14 protein-coding genes are annotated in these 16,103 nt (G+C 62.7%); 8 read left to right on the forward strand and 6 right to left on the reverse strand.

The features are described 5' to 3' along the window. The first annotated feature begins 147 nt into the window (after positions 1-147). The gene (gene serA, locus RCO24_RS08210) at positions 148-1,746 is read left to right on the forward strand and encodes a phosphoglycerate dehydrogenase (protein WP_308961352.1); all 1,599 of its coding nucleotides are present in this window, start codon (positions 148-150) and stop codon (positions 1,744-1,746) included. A gap of 37 nt (positions 1,747-1,783) precedes the next feature. Beyond that, positions 1,784-2,953, forward strand: a complete 1,170-nt coding sequence (locus RCO24_RS08215; RefSeq protein WP_308961353.1) for a phosphoserine transaminase — start codon at positions 1,784-1,786, stop codon at positions 2,951-2,953. Between the two features lie 7 nt (positions 2,954-2,960). Here the strand turns inward: RCO24_RS08215 and RCO24_RS08220 are convergent, their stop codons facing one another. From RCO24_RS08220 to ada, 3 genes are all read right to left on the reverse strand, one after another. After that, positions 2,961-3,851: a hypothetical protein gene (locus tag RCO24_RS08220; RefSeq protein ID WP_308961354.1), complete on the reverse strand. Its 891-nt coding sequence runs from the start codon at positions 3,849-3,851 to the stop codon at positions 2,961-2,963. A gap of 170 nt (positions 3,852-4,021) precedes the next feature. Then, positions 4,022-4,498: an anthrone oxygenase family protein gene (locus tag RCO24_RS08225; protein ID WP_308961355.1), complete on the reverse strand. Its 477-nt coding sequence runs from the start codon at positions 4,496-4,498 to the stop codon at positions 4,022-4,024. Between the two features lie 75 nt (positions 4,499-4,573). Further along, positions 4,574-5,656 (reverse strand): bifunctional DNA-binding transcriptional regulator/O6-methylguanine-DNA methyltransferase Ada, encoded by a 1,083-nt coding sequence (gene ada, locus RCO24_RS08230; RefSeq protein ID WP_308961356.1) that lies wholly within the window; start codon positions 5,654-5,656, stop codon positions 4,574-4,576. Positions 5,657-5,793: 137 nt separating this feature from the next. On the opposite strand from ada, the gene RCO24_RS08235 reads away from it, so the two are divergent. After that, the gene (locus tag RCO24_RS08235; RefSeq protein WP_308961357.1) at positions 5,794-6,096 is read left to right on the forward strand and encodes a GNAT family N-acetyltransferase; all 303 of its coding nucleotides are present in this window, start codon (positions 5,794-5,796) and stop codon (positions 6,094-6,096) included. Between the two features lie 28 nt (positions 6,097-6,124). Here the strand turns inward: RCO24_RS08235 and RCO24_RS08240 are convergent, their stop codons facing one another. The 3 genes from RCO24_RS08240 to RCO24_RS08250 all read right to left on the reverse strand — a co-directional run bounded on the left by RCO24_RS08240 (position 6,125) and on the right by RCO24_RS08250 (position 7,708). Further along, positions 6,125-6,481 (reverse strand): PQQ-binding-like beta-propeller repeat protein, encoded by a 357-nt coding sequence (locus RCO24_RS08240; RefSeq protein ID WP_308961358.1) that lies wholly within the window; start codon positions 6,479-6,481, stop codon positions 6,125-6,127. Beyond that, positions 6,459-6,968: a DUF2165 domain-containing protein gene (locus tag RCO24_RS08245; RefSeq protein ID WP_308961359.1), complete on the reverse strand. Its 510-nt coding sequence runs from the start codon at positions 6,966-6,968 to the stop codon at positions 6,459-6,461. The genes RCO24_RS08240 and RCO24_RS08245 overlap by 23 nt, the downstream gene beginning before the upstream one ends. 95 nt (positions 6,969-7,063) lie before the next feature. Beyond that, positions 7,064-7,708, reverse strand: a complete 645-nt coding sequence (locus RCO24_RS08250) for a TetR/AcrR family transcriptional regulator (protein WP_308961360.1) — start codon at positions 7,706-7,708, stop codon at positions 7,064-7,066. A gap of 613 nt (positions 7,709-8,321) precedes the next feature. Here RCO24_RS08250 and RCO24_RS08255 point away from each other — a divergent pair. From RCO24_RS08255 to kdpC, 5 genes are all read left to right on the forward strand, one after another. Continuing rightward, a complete protein-coding gene (locus RCO24_RS08255) occupies positions 8,322-11,195 on the forward strand; it encodes a cadherin-like beta sandwich domain-containing protein (protein WP_308961361.1) in 2,874 nt (957 codons plus the stop codon). A 338-nt stretch (positions 11,196-11,533) separates the two neighbouring features. Beyond that, entirely contained in the window at positions 11,534-11,653 is a 120-nt protein-coding gene (gene kdpF / locus RCO24_RS08260) for a K(+)-transporting ATPase subunit F (RefSeq protein ID WP_308961363.1), read from the forward strand. A gap of 84 nt (positions 11,654-11,737) precedes the next feature. Beyond that, positions 11,738-13,447 carry a potassium-transporting ATPase subunit KdpA gene (kdpA, locus tag RCO24_RS08265; protein ID WP_308961364.1) on the forward strand — a complete coding sequence of 570 codons (1,710 nt, stop codon included), beginning with the start codon at positions 11,738-11,740 and terminating at the stop codon, positions 13,445-13,447. A 10-nt stretch (positions 13,448-13,457) separates the two neighbouring features. Next, complete coding sequence (gene kdpB / locus RCO24_RS08270; protein ID WP_308961365.1) at positions 13,458-15,512, forward strand: potassium-transporting ATPase subunit KdpB; 2,055 nt, start codon at positions 13,458-13,460, stop codon at positions 15,510-15,512. Between the two features lie 12 nt (positions 15,513-15,524). Next, positions 15,525-16,103, forward strand: a complete 579-nt coding sequence (gene kdpC, locus RCO24_RS08275) for a potassium-transporting ATPase subunit KdpC (protein ID WP_308961366.1) — start codon at positions 15,525-15,527, stop codon at positions 16,101-16,103.

Raw genomic sequence — 16,103 nt, forward strand, 5'->3', positions numbered from 1 at the left:
TCGTCACGATGGATCGACACTCGATGCTTTGGTCTAGAATGGCTCATTTAATGTTGCTCTCGGCGCGCTAGACAGCCAAACCTAGCGCCGCGGTTTCCATCGTCTGCGATTGTATTTTTTTCATTTCCTGAAACGAGGCCAAAAGGAATGACCGAGAGATTTCGCGTGCTCGTCGCCGATCCTATCCACGATGACGGGCGCAAGCTGCTCGAGAGCAACGGCGCTCTCGCGGTCGATGTCAAAACCGGGCTCGATGAAGCGGGCCTGATCGCGTGCATCGGCGTTTACGACGGCCTCATCGTGCGTTCGAAGACGCGGGTCACGGCGCCCGTCATCGCGGCGGCGCGTTCGCTCAAAGCGATCGGGCGCGCCGGAATTGGTGTCGACAACATCGATGTTCCGGCCGCGACTGAGCGCGGGATCGTGGTGTTCAATACGCCGGATGCCAACGCGACGACGACGGCCGAACTGACGATCGCGCATCTGCTCTCGCTCAGCCGCCATCTGCCGCAGGCAGACCGCTCGGTGCGCAGCGGCGCGTGGCAGCCGACCCGGTATGTGGGCTCCGAGCTTGCCGGAAAAACTGTCGGCATCATCGGCTTTGGAACCATCGGCCGTCTGGTGGCCGTGCGCTGCGCGGGGCTGAAGATGCACGTGTGGGCGCATGATCCGTTCGTGTCGCCCGAGATCATGGCGCAATCTGCGGCGGAGCCGCAGGAGCTCGATGCGCTCATTGCGGGTTCCGACTATGTCACGCTGCATTGCCCGCTCATCGACAAAACGCGCAATCTGATCGACGCGGCCCGCATCGCGAAGATGAAGCCGGGCGCGCGCCTCATCAATTGCGCGCGTGGCGGTCTCATCGACGAGGACGCGTTGGTCGCCGCGCTCACGAGTGGGCACCTGGCCGGTGCGGCGCTCGATGTGTATGTCAAGGAACCGCCGAAGGACTCGCCGCTGCTTGGTCTCGACAACGTCGTTTTGACGCCGCATCTTGGAGCCTCCACCGAAGAAGCACAGCAGGCCGTGAGTGTGCAAATCGCCGAGGATCTCGTCCACTTTCTCACCACCGGTGCGGCGGAGGCGGCCGTCAATCTGCCGCGTATTTCGAGCGAGCAGTTGAACCGTACGCGGCCTTACCAGGAGCTGGCCCTCGCGCTCGGGCGGCTGGTCGGATCATTGACTGATGGCCCGATCAGCGAATTGGTGGTGCGGCTGTTCGGAAGCGTGGCGGAGCTCGATGCGCGCCCGATCACGGCGGAGGCGCTCGTGGGGCTTTTGAACAAGCGGCTCGCGGGGCCGGTCAACCGGGTCAACGCGGCCCATCTCGCGCGGGCGCAAGGCATCGAGGTTCGAGAGTCTCGCTCGGAGCACGCACGCGACTACGTTTCGTTGATCGAGGTGAGCGCGGTTACGAAGACATCGACGACGACGGTTGCGGGTACGCTGCTTGGCGGGCGGTTGCCGCGGCTCGTGCGCATCGATTCCTATGATGTCGAAGCGGTGCCGAAAGGGCATTTCCTGTTCACTCGCCATTCGGATCAGCCGGGTGTCGTGGGGGCGCTCGGTGGTATTCTCGCGCGCGAGCGTATCAACATCTCGCGCATGCACGTCGGCATCGACGCGAACGGCGGGGCGGATCAGGCAATTGCCTTGATCAGCATCGCCGCTCCTTTGTCGGAGACGGCGCTTTCAGAGATTCAGGCGCTGCCGCCGATCCAGCAGGTGGTATCGTTCGAACTTTGATTTCGCCAAGCGCTCCATTCACGAAGACGGAAACGACATGACAACGCCTGCCAAGCCCGCCCGCCGTCCGATCAATCCGCGCTTTTCGTCGGGGCCGTGCGCGAAGAGGCCGGGATGGAGCCCGGATGCGCTCGGTGATGCGTTTCTCGGTCGCTCTCACCGTGCGAAGGAGGGCAAGGCGCGCCTCAAGCTCGCGATCAGCAAGACGCGCGCGTTGCTCGGCTTGCCAGAAGGCTTTCATGTCGGGATCCTGCCGGGGTCGGATACCGGCGCGTTCGAGGCTGCGATGTGGTCGCTGCTCGGCGAGCGCGGGATTGACGTGCTGGCCTGGGAGAGCTTCGGCAAGGGGTGGGTCACGGATATCGTGAAGCATCTCAAGATCGCCGACGTGCGCGTGCTCGAAGCCGACTATGGGGCGTTGCCAAATCTCGCGGCAGTCGATTTCTCGCGCGACGTGGTGTTCACCTGGAACGGCACCACTTCGGGCGTGCGGGTGCCGGATGGACGCTGGATTCCCGACGACCGCGAGGGGCTAACGCTGGTCGACGCGACGAGCGCGATCTTCGCGCAGCCGATCGATTGGTCGAAGGCGGACGTCGTCACCTACTCGTGGCAGAAGGTGCTGGGCGGCGAAGGGGCGCATGGGATGCTCATTCTCAGTCCGCGCGCCGTTGCCAGGCTCGAACGCTATACGCCGGCGTGGCCGCTGCCGAAGCTGTTCCGCCTCACCAAGAAGGGGAAGCTCGACGCGGCGATCTTCGAGGGCGAGACGATCAACACGCCTTCGATGCTGTGCGTCGAGGATTATCTCGATGCGCTGACGTGGGCGGAAGGCGTGGGCGGGCTTTCGGGCCTGATGGCGCGGGCGAACGCGAATGCGCGCGTGCTGTTCGATTGGATCGACCGCACCCCCTGGATCTGCAACCTGGCGCTCGTGCCCGAGACGCGCTCTAACACGTCTGTCTGTCTCAAGGTCGTCGATGCCGATGTTCTGGCACTTCCGGAGGCTGGACAGGCCGCTTTCGTGAAGGGGATCGCGCAGCGCCTCGAGGCTGAAGGCGCGGCGTTCGATATCGGCTCCTATCGCGATGCGCCGGCGGGGCTTCGAATCTGGACCGGCGCGACAGTCGAAGCCAGCGATCTCGAAGCGCTGACGCCGTGGCTCGATTGGGCGTTCGCCGAGGCCAAGGCGGCACTCAGGATTTAGGCCCGCCTCAGAACGTCACTTCCATGCTGAGCTTCAAGGTCGTGGAAGGCGTGTTGCTGTTGAGGCCGAACAGGGCGCCGACGCCGAGGCTGACCTCGGTGCTTTCGTCCTCTTCGCCGCTTCCACGAGAGATGCCGAACGAGGGCTCGAAGTTCCAGTAGACGACCGGCCCTAAGCGATGTTGGTCGAAATCGCCGAACAGAGCCGCCTCCTCGCTTTTGCCACCGCGACCGCAGACACGATCGATGGTGCCGTAAGCTTCAAGCGCAAGGTCTATGTGCTCCGACCAGCGATATTTGAGCTGGTTGGCGTAGGCAAAATCGATTTTCTCGTCTTTCTGTCCGGCGTCATTGCGCTCGCCGCCGAAGAACTGGACTAGGGTCGGGTTGAGGCTCAGCAGCCATGGGCCGCTCGCCCATTCGAAGATCGGGCCGGCAACGAGCGTGCGTGCGCCACCGCTTTCGGCGGGGATTTCATACTCGACGACAACGCCAAGCCCCACGCCGTCGCCTTTGCGCGGCACGGCGATCCAGATCACCTCGGCGGCGTATTCGTCCAGTTTCAGATCGTCGTAGCCTTGGGCGCTATGCGGTGTTGTTGGATCCTCACGGCGCTCCTTCTCGTATTCGATGCCGATCCGGGTCTTGAGGTTGGGGGTGATGCCGAACTCAAGCTCCAGCGCGTTGCGGGCTTTGGCGATGGAGTTGTCGTCGGCTTCGAGGTCGCCGCCGTTGCTGATGGTTTTGCGGCGAGGGTTTCCAAACGAGTAGGCGTTCTGGCTTTGGAACTCGATCTCACCGGGTTCAGATTCAAGGGTTTTGACCTCGAATTGCCCGATCGCGGGTCCAGCGATGGCGTGGCCGCCGCTCAGGACCGTCAGGCCGCCGAATAGGCCCATGGCACACGCGGCGATTCCGCCTTGTCGTGGTGCTCCCCTCAGCATCATCCCCTCCAGGACTTTTTCCCAATTAAGCGGGATATCCTGGCAATACCAAGAGAATTCTGACAACGCGCTGACAGCGCAGTGCAAACGCCGAAAAATGCGGTGCTTGGCTTATGTTCGGCGAGTCAGCGGAGGGCGAGGATGTAGGCCGCTGTCGCCGCCAGCGAAGCTGCCGTGCGGACGTGGTTCCACCAGGTCCATTCGGTCAGGTAGCGTTTCCAGATGACGGCGCTTTCGGGCCGGTCCGCGTCGCAGGCCGCGAGTGCGTCGTTCAACGGCACGTTGCGCCGGATGGTCAGTAGGAAGGTGCCGACGACGTACAGGGCGCCGCCTGCAAGCCACCAGATCGCGCGCGGGTCGTCGACTTTGAAGATCGCCATCAACGCAAGAAACGCCGACGTTGCCGCCGTGCCGACGAAAACCGCGATGAACGGCGATTGCACGACGACGACGTTGATGGACTGCATCGCGGCGATGCCTTCCGGTATGGGCCGACGGGCCAGCGCCGACATGATGAAGGTCGAGAACGCGAAGAACGTGCCCGCGATCAGCGCGGCGCCGAGGGTGGAAATCCAGGTCAGGACCGCGAGCAGGCCTTCCATCGTCCGGTCTCCCATCGGGGCGCTTGGGATGCGTGATGGCTTACTATACGCCGATGCCGTGACGGCGTCTTCGCCTCACGATTTCCTTTCCTTGTCGAGCAACGCGCGCTTGCGTTCGACGCCCCAGCGATAGCCGGAGAGTGACCCGTCCGTGCGTACGACACGGTGGCAGGGAATGGCAATGGCGATGGTATTCGCTGCGCACGCCGATGCCACGGCGCGAACCGCGCTTGGCTTCCCGATGCGCTCAGCGAGCTCGGAGTAGCTCACAGTCGTGCCAGGCGGGATCTGCTGCAGCGCTTGCCACACGCGATGCTGGAACGCTGTGCCCTGTACGTCGAGCGGGAGGTTCAATCCCTTGCCCGGGGCCTCCACGAAGCTCACGACCTTGGCGACGATTTCCGCGAAAGATTTGTCGCCTCCGACGAGTTTGGCGTTGGGAAACTGATCCCTGAGGTCGCGTTCCAGATCTGTCGGGTCGTTGCCGAGCAGGATCGCGGCGACGCCCCTTTCGCTCGCGGCGACGAGGATGGCGCCAAGCGAGCATTCGCCGATCGCGAAACGCAACTCGGCGTTGTTGCCGCCTTTGCGGAAATCGGAAGGGATCATTCCCAGAACCTCGTCGGAGCAGGCGTAGAAGCGGCCGCTCGAATTGAACCCGGACTCGTGAATGGCTTCGGTCACCGAGCCGCTTTGCTTGAGATTGTGGCGGACGCGCGCGTGACGGTGGGCGACGGCGTAGGCCTTGGGCGTCACGCCCGTACTCGCCTTGAAGACGCGATGAAAATGAAAGGGGCTCAAGCCGCTCGCTCCGGCGAGATCGGCAAGTGTGGGAAGCTCGTCGGCCTGCTCGATCAAGCGGCAGGCCGCGGCGACGATCGCGGCGTGGGTCTCGTCGAGCGATGCCGCGTTCGGCTTGCAGCGCTTGCAGGGACGAAAGCCTGCGGTCTCGGCTTCCTCGCACGTTGTATGGAAGCGGACATTCTCGCGGTTGGCGAGGCGCGCCGAACAGGAGGGGCGGCAGTAGACGCCGGTGCTGGCGACCGAATAGTAGAAGATGCCGTCCTGCGTCTTGTCGCGCGCGACAACGGCCTTCCAGAGCTGCTGGTCGCTGTCAGCAGCTGTTGGACGCAGGCGTTTTTCGCGGGTTTCTGTCATCGATCTGGTCCTCGTCGCTCGATTCCCCGGACGATAGAGCGGCTGCTACTTGACGGCACTCCGATCCTTGCTCTGAAATCGAGACGCGAGCGTACCTATATCTGGCGCTTGTGCCAGGCTATACGCAAGAGGCTGATATGACTTCTATTTCCGTGCGCAAAGAAACGTCGCTCAAAGGCGGGCGGTATGTCGCGAAGGTGGACGGCGCCGAGGGCGAAGCGGAGCTCGTGTTCTCCATACGGTCGCCCGTTTTGATCAGCGCCGATCATACCGGTGCGCCGGACAGCCTGCGCGGGACGGGTGCTGCGGGGGCGCTGGTCGAATACATGGTCAACGATGCGCGCAGCAACGGTTTCAAGATCATCCCGCTGTGCCCTTATGTGCTGGCTCAGTACAAGCGGCATCCGGAGTGGGAGGACGTCATGACGCCCGGGCCATGAGCGGGGGCGTTGCGGGCCATCTGCTTTCTCAGTTTCCAAGCCGGGATACGTAGTCGCCGGTCGAGGCGGCGACGGCAAGGCTGGTTTCTCCGGCGCCGCGTGTGCGCCCGTCCATGCGCCAAAGCAGGGAGCCATCCTCGATGCTGAGTGCGAACACAGTGCCCATGCACCCTGCAAGTACGATCTCGTCGGAGATGGCGACGCTGACGGGTTGTCCCTCACAGGCGGAAGCGCCCGTCAGCGTGGCGAGCGCCTGGGTCCATAGCTTCCGACCCGTTGCGGCTTCGAGCAGATAAACTTGTCCGGCATGTCCTACGGCGACGCTGGCGCCGGCGCGCGCCCGCGCAAACGGAATTTCGATGTCACTGACGGTGGTCATGGCCATGGGGCGCATCCTCCAATGCAACGAAAATCAGAACGATGCCGAACGATGCGGCGAAGCGGAACGCGGCCTCTTGCCCATTCCAGGTCTGTGATTGCCACATCTGGAACCATTCGCCGCCGATGACGAGAAAGCCGAAGAAATAGAACCCGAAACCTGCTGCGAGACCGGCAATCGCCAGGCCTTTGGCGGCATTGAACTCGGCAGGTGCCGCGAGACGGCGCGCGAAAAGGCGCCATGCGCCGGCCACGCAGAGCAGGCCCACTCCGATTTCAGAGGCAATGAGCAGCGCATAGGCGACGTGATGGATGGAGTCGCTCGTGATCGCTCGCCACAGGAGGGCGTTGTTGGGAAAGGTCGTGTCCATCGACAGGACGTGGCGGACGAACTCGAAGTTCGTTCCGTAGTCGAGGATGTTGTCGATGCCGACCAGCAGTCCGAAAAGACCGAGGAAGAGCGTCAGGGCGGCTTTCGATATGCGAACGATCATGCTCGGGCCATGAGTTAGACGCGCGCCGGTTGGTCAGAATGACTGCACCAACGTACTCCGTGCGCCGATGCCCGACAACGGAGGGCTCGCCCGTATCAACGGCCGTTGGCTTTTGCTTCCGCGAGCTTCTGCTCCAGCAGGGGAACGAGCATCTCGATCGCCTGGTGCCGGAAACCTGCATAGATCCCGTTCTCGCGATCGCGGTTGGAAAAGATCGACGACGTTCCTTCGATCACCGCGCCGAGGACATAGAGGCTGTCGCGCAAGCCGCGTGCGCTCGGTGCATCGGGCTCGACGCCGAGCGACTTCATGCACACGTCCACGGCGCCATCGTAAAGCTGGGTAAGTCCGGCCGCCACGTGCGGATTGTGCGTCGCCATGGCCCACAGCTCGAGAAAAAGGGGCGCGGTTTCGGGCGAGACCGCGTCGTCCACCAGCCAGGTCACCAAGGCGCGGATCGGACCATCCTCGTGGGCCTCTATCGAGGCCACAAGCTCGTCGAAACGGGCACGGTAACGCTCCAGGATGGCGTCGAGCATCGCCTCCACGAGCTTGTCGCGCGTGGCGTAGTGATGGGTGACGTTGCCGTAGAATACGCCGGCGCTATCTGCAACCGATTGCAGTGTGAAGCCGGAGAAGCCCTTCTCCGCGAGCACGGCGATCGCCGCGTCGAGAATCTTGGTGCGGGTAGCCGCCCCCATGCGGTTGGGCTTGCCCGGCGGTTGCGATGTTGGAGCCATGGCGGATGTATTCCTGAAGTCGCCGCACGGGGCAAGCGTACCCGCTCACCTCGGGGCGGGAAGTCGTGGGCTCCGTAAATGAACGCTTATCACTGTCCTATCCCGGTCCTGCCGATGCTCGGATAAAAGTTTGGTACCGGAACCAAACTTACGTTGACTGCTAAAAATACCAATCCTAGGTATTTATAGCTGTAAATGCGTGATTCGGCCGATTCCCGGGCTTTTGCCCGGCCTGTGCGGGGGCGTGGCCGGCTGCTTCCGGGTGTATCGGAGGACAAACTCCAGATTTTGAGAACCGACCGATCTGCGAACAGAGGTGTTTGCGGAAACGGGAGAAGTTTGTCTGCGGTGCGCGCGACGCGCAGCCGAGAGCGATGCCGGGGGGCACATGATTGGGCGGAGTCTGAAGGCTATTTGGGGTGCGTTGTTCGCAATTGCTGCGATGGCTCAATTGAGCGCTTCGGCCCAGGCGGCTACGTCCACGGCGTGCAACTCGGTGAACACTTACTGGGGTAGCGGTGTAACAGCCACAGGCAGCACCGATAACAAATCCTATTCCAACTTTACCGTCGGAGAACGGCTTTCCTACACCATCACCGCTACGGATGGCGGGATGAATCAGTTCGACATAAATGGCGCTGTCAGCCCAGTGCTGAGTGGGTATCAGCTCAACGGCACTGGCACGACAACGGTTTCGGGCACCGGATCTGTTTACGTAAAAAACCTCGCAAACGGGACAATGACGGTTCGTGTCCAATGTCTCGCTGCTGCCTCGAACAACGCCAATTTGTCCGGATTTTCCATCAGTCGGGGCACGTTGAGCCCATCGTTCTCGTCGGGAACCATAAGCTACACGGCGTCCGTCGCGTACTCCGTCTCGTCGATGACCGTCACGCCGACGCTGTGGGATTCGAACGCAACGGTGACCGTAAACGGTAACACGGTGAACTCCGGGGCTGCTTCTGGCTCGCTTTCGCTCAACGAAGGCGCCAACACGATCACCACCGTTGTGACTGCCGAGAATGGCACAACAACAAAAACCTATACTTTGACGGTCACCCGTGCGCCGGCGCCCAACCCAAATCTTTCGGCGCTTAGTTTAAGCCAGGGAACGCTGTCTCCTACCTTCTCCGGCAGCACGACCAGCTATTCGGCGTCGGTGGCAAATGCTGTGGACTCCTTGAGGGTGACGCCCACACTCGCAGACAGCAACGCGACAGTGACGGTCAACGGTCATGCCGTGACATCAGGCGCGCAGTCATCAGACATCGCCCTCGCCGTCGGAAACAATACCATCACAGTTCTGGTCACGGCCTACGACGGCACGACGACGAAAAGCTACGAAATATCCGTTCGACGACTCTCGAATGATGCCAGCCTGTCCTCACTCGTTGCAAGCGAGGGCACGCTGTCACCGGCATTTTCCGGTGGCACCACCAGCTATACCCTGTCCGTCGCCAACCCCGTAACGTCCGTCACGTTCACTCCGACCGTCAACGAATCGCATGCGACGGTGACGGTGAATGGAAATACCGTCACGTCAGGACAGGCCTCCGGGTCGATTTCGCTTAGTGTCGGGTCAAACAGTGTTTCCATCGTCGTGACGGCCGAGGATGCCAGCACCACGACCTACACTGTGAGCGCGAACCGCGCGCCGCCGCTGATCGCGGGTACGCTGAACGAGACCGTCCTGCAGAACTCTTCGAGCAACACGTTCACGCCGACCATCACCGGCGGCACCGCGACCTCACTCGCCATCGACAGCGGGCCAAGCCACGGTACGGCCAGCGTCTCGGGAATGACGCTCACCTACACACCGGGCGTCGGCTACACAGGCTCGGACAGCTTCACGTATACCGCGAGCAACGACGACGGATCCTCCCAGCCCGGTACCGTCACGATCACCGTCGAAGCCGTGCCGACGCTCTTCACGCCCGCGAGCGGTGCGCTGCCTCAGGCGATGGCCGGCGAGGCCTATACGGGCGGTATCACAACCACCGCCAACCCCGACAATACGCCGATCTTTTCGGTCTCGGCAGGTGCATTGCCACCCGGCATGATCCTCAACGTTTCGACCGGCGAGCTGTCGGGGCCGTTGGCGGCGAACAGCGAAGGCAACTACAGCTTCACGATCTCGGTCGAGGATTCGCTCGGCTTCGAGGGATCGGCTGCGTACACGCTGGAGGTCATCGAGCGCGCCATCACGGTGTCCGACAAGACAGAAAGCGTGCCGGCCGGCGAGGCCCCGCCCTCCGTATACCTGAATAACGGCGCGACTGGCGGCCCATTCGACGATTCCGAGCTGGTCTCAGTCGAGCCGGCGGATGCCGGCACCGCCAAGATCATTCGCGGCGAGCTGGCGCAAACTGTCGTGACGGGTCCGTTTGGTTTCTATCTCAAGTTCACGCCCAATCACGGGTTCAAGGGACAGGCCAAGGTCGGCTTCAAGCTGATCAGCGCGCTCGGCACCTCGAATATGGGTGTCGTGACCTACAACGTGGCGTTCGACCCTGAAGGCACGGCCGCCGATATCGATCGGCGTGTTCACGGCTTCGTCCAGGCACGGCAGAACCTGATCGCCTCCAACGTCAAGACGCCGGGGCTCATCGAGCGCCGCCGTATGGCAAAAGCAACCGAAGCGGGTGAGACGCGCGTTTCACCAAACGGCGACGGCGTGACCCTTGGTGTCTCGACGAGTCTCGCCGAGATGCGCGCGGCGAAGAACGGCGGTAAAGGCGGCGGTGCCGTGCAGCCGTTCAACGTCTGGGTGGACGGCACGCTGATGGCACATCGCCGTGATGAGAGCGACGACAACTGGGGCAGCTTCGGCTTAGTGTCTGTTGGTGCCGACTACCTCTTGTCTCCCCGCGCGCTGGTCGGCGTTTCGCTGCATGTCGATCGGATGACCGATCCGACGGATCAGGAAGCCGAACTGGTCGGAACGGGTTGGCTGGCTGGCCCCTATGCCTCGTTCGAGATCGGCGAAGGCGTGTTCTTCGATACCAACCTGCTTTACGGCGGATCTTCGAACGACATCGACACGTTGTTCTTCGATGGGTCGTTCGATACCAGCCGCTGGATGTGGACGGCCAAGATCGCGGGGCAATGGAACCTCGACGACGTTACGATCACGCCGCGGCTCAAGGCCGTCTATCTCAGCGAGGAAGTCGACGACTACACGGTCGGCAACGACAACGGCGATAAACTGATCTTGCCCGGATTCACGACGGAGCAGTTCCGGATCAGTGTCGGCGCCGACCTGGAGAAGCAGGTTCTGCTCGAGAGCGGCCTCGTGCTCAAGCCGAGCCTTGGCTTCACGGCCGGTGCTGCCTCTCTCGACAACGAGGGCCTCTTCGGCGCGCTGACGACGGGACTTGCTCTCTCGGACAACATGAGCTGGGAGATCGACGCGAAGCTTCTGTTCAATCTCGAAACCGAAGGACAGGTTGGGGTCGGCGGCAAGCTTGGCGGCAATTTACGCTTCTGACAGGCCTCATGATTTGGTTCGAGGGTCGACTAGTGGATCGGTGTATTTTCAAGTGAAGCGTTTGGTTTCAAAGTCATACTCTTCTCCGTGAATATGTTGCGGAGGATATGGCCCTGGCAGAGATGCCGGGGCCTTTTTCGTCGTTGCGTCCACCAATGGGGCATTGCCGCGAGGGGCGCGCGCCCATCTTTATGTTTCCCTTATGCGGGAGACGGATTTTCCCAATCGAGATTTGATACGTGCCTCCCCATTCTGCTCATCACACAACAGGAGCAGAACCATGCTTGATCTTTTCTACCTTGCGCTCGGCCTTGGCGGTTTCGGCCTGATGGCCGGATATGCCGCGGCGTGCAACCGGCTGTGAGGCGTCCATGAGCGATCCCGTCATCGGTCTCGCCGTCGCCATCGGGCTCGGCGTCTATCTTGTCTACACGCTGGTTCGTCCGGAGAAATTCTAGCGAGAAGCGAACTGCCGCTCGCGCGTCATCTGCTTTTGTTCTGACGCCGCGACAGCGGTCCGAAGGCCTTGGAGGGGCCGTTCAATGAATTTGATGGGTTGGTTGGAGATCGCGCTGGTGCTCGGCGCGGTTCTCGTCGTTGCGTGGCCGCTCGGCGCCTACATGGCGCGCGTGTTCGCGGGCGAGCACACGGTGCTTGGGGCTGTTTTTTCGCCGGTTGAGCGGCGGGTCTATGCGGCGGCGGGCGTGAAGGCCGATGCCGAGCAGAGCTGGATTTCCTATACGCTTTCGATGCTGGCGTTCAACGCGGTGGGCTTTCTCGTTCTTTATGGCCTGTTGCGTCTTCAGGGCGCTCTGCCGCTCAATCCGCAAGGCTTCGCGGGCGTTGCGCCCGATCTTGCCTTCAATACCGCCGTCAGCTTCGTCACCAATACGAACTGGCAGTCCTACGGCGGGGAAACGACGATGAGCCATCTTGTGCAGATGGCGGGCCTTACCGTGCAGAATTTCGTCTCGGCTGCGACGGGCATTGCGCTCGCCGTCGCCGTGTCGCGCGCGTTTGCGCGAAGCGGTGCCAAGTCGCTCGGCAATTTCTGGGTCGATCTCACGCGGGCGACGCTTTACGTGCTGTTGCCAATCTCGGTCGTCGTCGCGATCGCCTATGCGGCATCGGGCGTGCCGCAGACGCTGTTGGCTAGTGTCGATGCCACGACGCTCGAAGGCGCGAAGCAGACGATCGCGCTCGGGCCGGTGGCGAGCCAGGAGGCGATCAAGCAACTCGGCACCAACGGTGGCGGCTTCTTCAACGTCAACGCCGCGCATCCGTTCGAGAACCCCAACGCGTGGTCCAACATCCTCTCGATCTGGAGCATGCTGCTTATTCCGACGGCGCTGACGTTCACGTTCGGTCACATGGTTTCGGACCGGCGCCAGGGCTACGCGCTGCTGGCTGCCATGTGGGTGCTGCTGATAGCGGGCACAGCCATCGTCTATGCGTCGGAAACGGCGGGTAATCCGCTGCTCGTGGCCGCCGGTGTCGATGGTTCGGCCGGTAATCTCGAAGGCAAGGAAGTTCGCTTCGGGCAAGCTCTTTCGGCACTCTACATCGTTGCGACGACGGGCCTCTCGTGCGGCGCCGTTAACGCGATGCATGGTTCGCTAACGCCGCTCGGCGGGCTCGTTCCGCTGTTCATGATGCAGCTCGGCGAGATTTTGCCGGGCGGTGTCGGCTCGGGCCTTTATGGCATGCTGGTGATGGCGCTACTGTCGGTGTTCGTCGCGGGGCTCATGGTCGGCCGCACGCCGGAGTATCTCGGCAAGAAGGTCGAGGCGCGCGAAATGAAGCTCGCGGTGCTGGCACTACTGATCCTCCCGTTCGCGATCCTGGGGTTCACGGCGGTATCGGCGATGTTGCCGGTCGCGCTCGCGAGCCTCGCGAACGGCGGCCCGCGCGGACTGACCGAGATCCTTTACGCCTATTCGTCGGCGGCGGGTAACAACGGGTCTGCCTTCGCAGGGCTCAGCGCAAATACGCCCTGGTACAACACCACGCTCGGGTTTGCGATGCTGCTCGGCCGCTTCGCCTACGTCGTTCCCGTAATGGCTATCGCCGGCTCGCTCGCCGCCAAGACAAAAGCGCCGGCGTCGGCGGGCACGTTCCCGACGCACGGCGGCTTGTTCGTCGGGCTTCTGATCGGCGTGATCCTGATCCTCGGTGGATTGCAATATTTCCCGGCGCTCGCGCTCGGCCCCATCGTCGAGCACTTCCTGATGCTGTCGGGTAAGACCTTCTAAGGAGACTAAAATGACCAAGCACTCTACGCTCGCGCTGCTGGACAGGTCGATTATCCGGCAAGCGGCATACGACGCGGTGTTGAAGCTCGCGCCGCAGAAACTCATCCGCAATCCCGTCATGTTCGTCACTGGCGTGGTCGCGGCTCTCGTGACGGCGATCTTCGTTCGCGACCTCGCGTTCGGCGCCGACGACCTCGCCTTCACCGGCCAGATCGCGGTGTGGCTATGGTTCACGGTGCTGTTCGCCAACTTCGCGGAAGCAGTGGCGGAGGGGCGGGGCAAGGCGCAGGCGGATGCGTTGCGCCGTACGCGCAGCGACACCACGGCCAAGCTTCTGCTGCATGCGGACGACTCGAAAGACGATCCGTGGGAGCCGAGGTCGGCGCACGATCTCGCGGAAGGTGACGTGGTGCTGGTCGAGGCCGGCGATACGATCCCGGCCGACGGTGAGGTGACCGAGGGCATCGCGTCGGTGAACGAATCCGCCATCACCGGCGAGTCGGCGCCCGTCATTCGCGAGTCGGGCGGCGATCGATCGGCGGTGACCGGCGGCACCGTCGTGCTGTCGGATTGGATCAAAGTGCGCGTGACGGCGGCTCCCGGCTCGTCGTTCCTCGACCGGATGATTGCGCTCGTCGAAGGTGCGGAGCGGCAGAAAACGCCGAACGAGCTCGCGCTTTCCATCCTGCTATCGGGCCTGACGCTCATTCTCCTGATTGCGGTCGTGACGCTCTGGGGGCTGGCCGGATATTCGGGCACAGTGCTGTCGGTGACGGTTCTGGTCGCGCTGCTCGTGACGCTCATTCCGACGACCATCGGCGGTCTGCTCTCGGCGATCGGTATCGCAGGCATGGACCGGCTCGTGCGTTTCAACGTGGTGGCGACATCGGGACGTGCGGTCGAGGCAGCGGGCGACGTCGACACGCTGCTGCTCGACAAGACCGGCACCATCACCTACGGCAACCGTCTCGCGACTGCGTTCGTGCCTGTGCCTGGCGCGACGGAACGTGACGTGGCGGAAGCGGCGCTGCTTGCCTCTCTCTCGGACGAGACGCCGGAAGGCCGCTCGATCGTGGCGTTGGCCCGTGGAGAGTTCGGTCTTTTCGCGCCTGCGGCCGGCACAGCGGCGGCGACCTCCATTCCGTTCTCCGCGCAGACGCGCATATCCGGTATCGATATAAACGGCCGCAGTATCCGCAAGGGTGCGGTCGATGCGGTCCTCGCTTTTGCGGGTGAGACGCTGGAGCGCGCTGCGCCAATTTTCCGGGAAACCGTGCAGTCCATCGCCCGGTCGGGTGGCACACCGCTGGCGGTGGCGGACGGTTCGCGCCTGATCGGCGTCATCCATCTCAAGGACGTGGTGAAGCCCGATATCAAGGCGCGTTTTGCTTCGCTGCGGAAGATGGGCATCAAGACGGTGATGGTGACCGGCGACAATCCGGTGACTGCGGCGGCAATCGCGTCGGAAGCTGGCGTTGACGATTACATCGCCGAAGCAACCCCGCAGGATAAACTCGCCTACATCAAAGGCGAGCAGATGCGAGGTCGCCTTATCGCGATGTGCGGCGACGGCACCAACGATGCGCCCGCGCTCGCGCAGGCCGATGTCGGCGTGGCGATGCAGACCGGTACCCAGGCGGCACGCGAAGCCGGCAACATGGTGGATCTCGACAGCGATCCCACGAAGCTCATCGAGATCACCGAGATCGGCAAGCAACTTCTGATGACGCGCGGCTCGCTGACGACGTTTTCGATCGCCAACGACGTCGCCAAATACTTCGCGATCATTCCGGCGCTGTTCGTTGCCACGTACCCCGAGCTCGGAGCCTTGAACATCATGGGGCTCGCGACACCCGAGAGCGCCATTCTCTCGGCGGTCATCTTCAATGCGTTGATCATCATCGCGTTGATCCCGCTTGCACTCAAAGGCATCGCCTATCGTCCGATGGGTGCGGGTGAGCTTCTGCGTAGAAATCTGCTGGTCTATGGCCTCGGCGGTCTCGTCGTGCCGTTCATCGGCATCAAGGTTGTCGACCTCGCCGTCTCCGGCCTCGGTCTCGCCTAAGGAGTGCCAATCATGACCTCTTATTTTCGTCCCGCGTTCGTTCTCGTCGCGATTTTTACAGTGCTCACGGGGCTTGCCTATCCGCTCGCCATGACGGGGCTTGCGAACATCGCGTTTCCGACCTCAGCTGGCGGTAGCCTGATCGTTCGCGACGGAACGGTAGCCGGCTCGCGTCTGATCGGGCAGGTCTTCGCCTCCGAGCGCTATTTTCATGGTCGCCCGTCGGCCGCGGGGCAGGCCGGTTACGATGCGGCAGCTTCGTCGGGGTCTAATCTTGGACCGTTGTCCAAGAAGCTGCTCGACCGAGTTGCCGCCGATGTTGCCAGCCTGCGAGAGCCGGGCGGAGGTCCGGTTCCGGCGGATGCCGTTACGACGTCCGCCAGCGGGCTCGATCCGCATATCAGCCCGGCTTATGCCGAGCTTCAGGTGGAGCGCGTGGCCAAGGCCCGGGGCGTCAGCCCGGATCGCGTCCGCGCCATCGTGGCGCAGAACCTCGACAAGCCGGACTTCGGGCTGATCGGCGAGGAGCGCATTAACGTTGTGCTGCTCAATCTGGCTCTTGACGCCGCCTTCGCCCCAGCCTCCGGATAG

The organism is Hyphomicrobium sp. LHD-15 (assembly GCF_031157355.1).
Taxonomy (GTDB): Bacteria; Pseudomonadota; Alphaproteobacteria; order Rhizobiales; family Hyphomicrobiaceae; genus Hyphomicrobium_C.

Coding starts and splice junctions, on each gene's coding strand:
- serA (WP_308961352.1), top strand. CDS start 148: ATGACCGAGAGATTTCGCGTGCTCGTCGCCGATCCTATCCACGATGAC.
- RCO24_RS08215 (WP_308961353.1), top strand. CDS start 1,784: ATGACAACGCCTGCCAAGCCCGCCCGCCGTCCGATCAATCCGCGCTTT.
- RCO24_RS08220 (WP_308961354.1), bottom strand. CDS start 3,851: ATGGGCCTATTCGGCGGCCTGACGGTCCTGAGCGGCGGCCACGCCATC.
- RCO24_RS08225 (WP_308961355.1), bottom strand. CDS start 4,498: ATGGAAGGCCTGCTCGCGGTCCTGACCTGGATTTCCACCCTCGGCGCC.
- ada (WP_308961356.1), bottom strand. CDS start 5,656: ATGACAGAAACCCGCGAAAAACGCCTGCGTCCAACAGCTGCTGACAGC.
- RCO24_RS08235 (WP_308961357.1), top strand. CDS start 5,794: ATGACTTCTATTTCCGTGCGCAAAGAAACGTCGCTCAAAGGCGGGCGG.
- RCO24_RS08240 (WP_308961358.1), bottom strand. CDS start 6,481: ATGGCCATGACCACCGTCAGTGACATCGAAATTCCGTTTGCGCGGGCG.
- RCO24_RS08245 (WP_308961359.1), bottom strand. CDS start 6,968: ATGATCGTTCGCATATCGAAAGCCGCCCTGACGCTCTTCCTCGGTCTT.
- RCO24_RS08250 (WP_308961360.1), bottom strand. CDS start 7,708: ATGGCTCCAACATCGCAACCGCCGGGCAAGCCCAACCGCATGGGGGCG.
- RCO24_RS08255 (WP_308961361.1), top strand. CDS start 8,322: ATGAATCAGTTCGACATAAATGGCGCTGTCAGCCCAGTGCTGAGTGGG.
- kdpF (WP_308961363.1), top strand. CDS start 11,534: ATGCCGCGGCGTGCAACCGGCTGTGAGGCGTCCATGAGCGATCCCGTC.
- kdpA (WP_308961364.1), top strand. CDS start 11,738: ATGAATTTGATGGGTTGGTTGGAGATCGCGCTGGTGCTCGGCGCGGTT.
- kdpB (WP_308961365.1), top strand. CDS start 13,458: ATGACCAAGCACTCTACGCTCGCGCTGCTGGACAGGTCGATTATCCGG.
- kdpC (WP_308961366.1), top strand. CDS start 15,525: ATGACCTCTTATTTTCGTCCCGCGTTCGTTCTCGTCGCGATTTTTACA.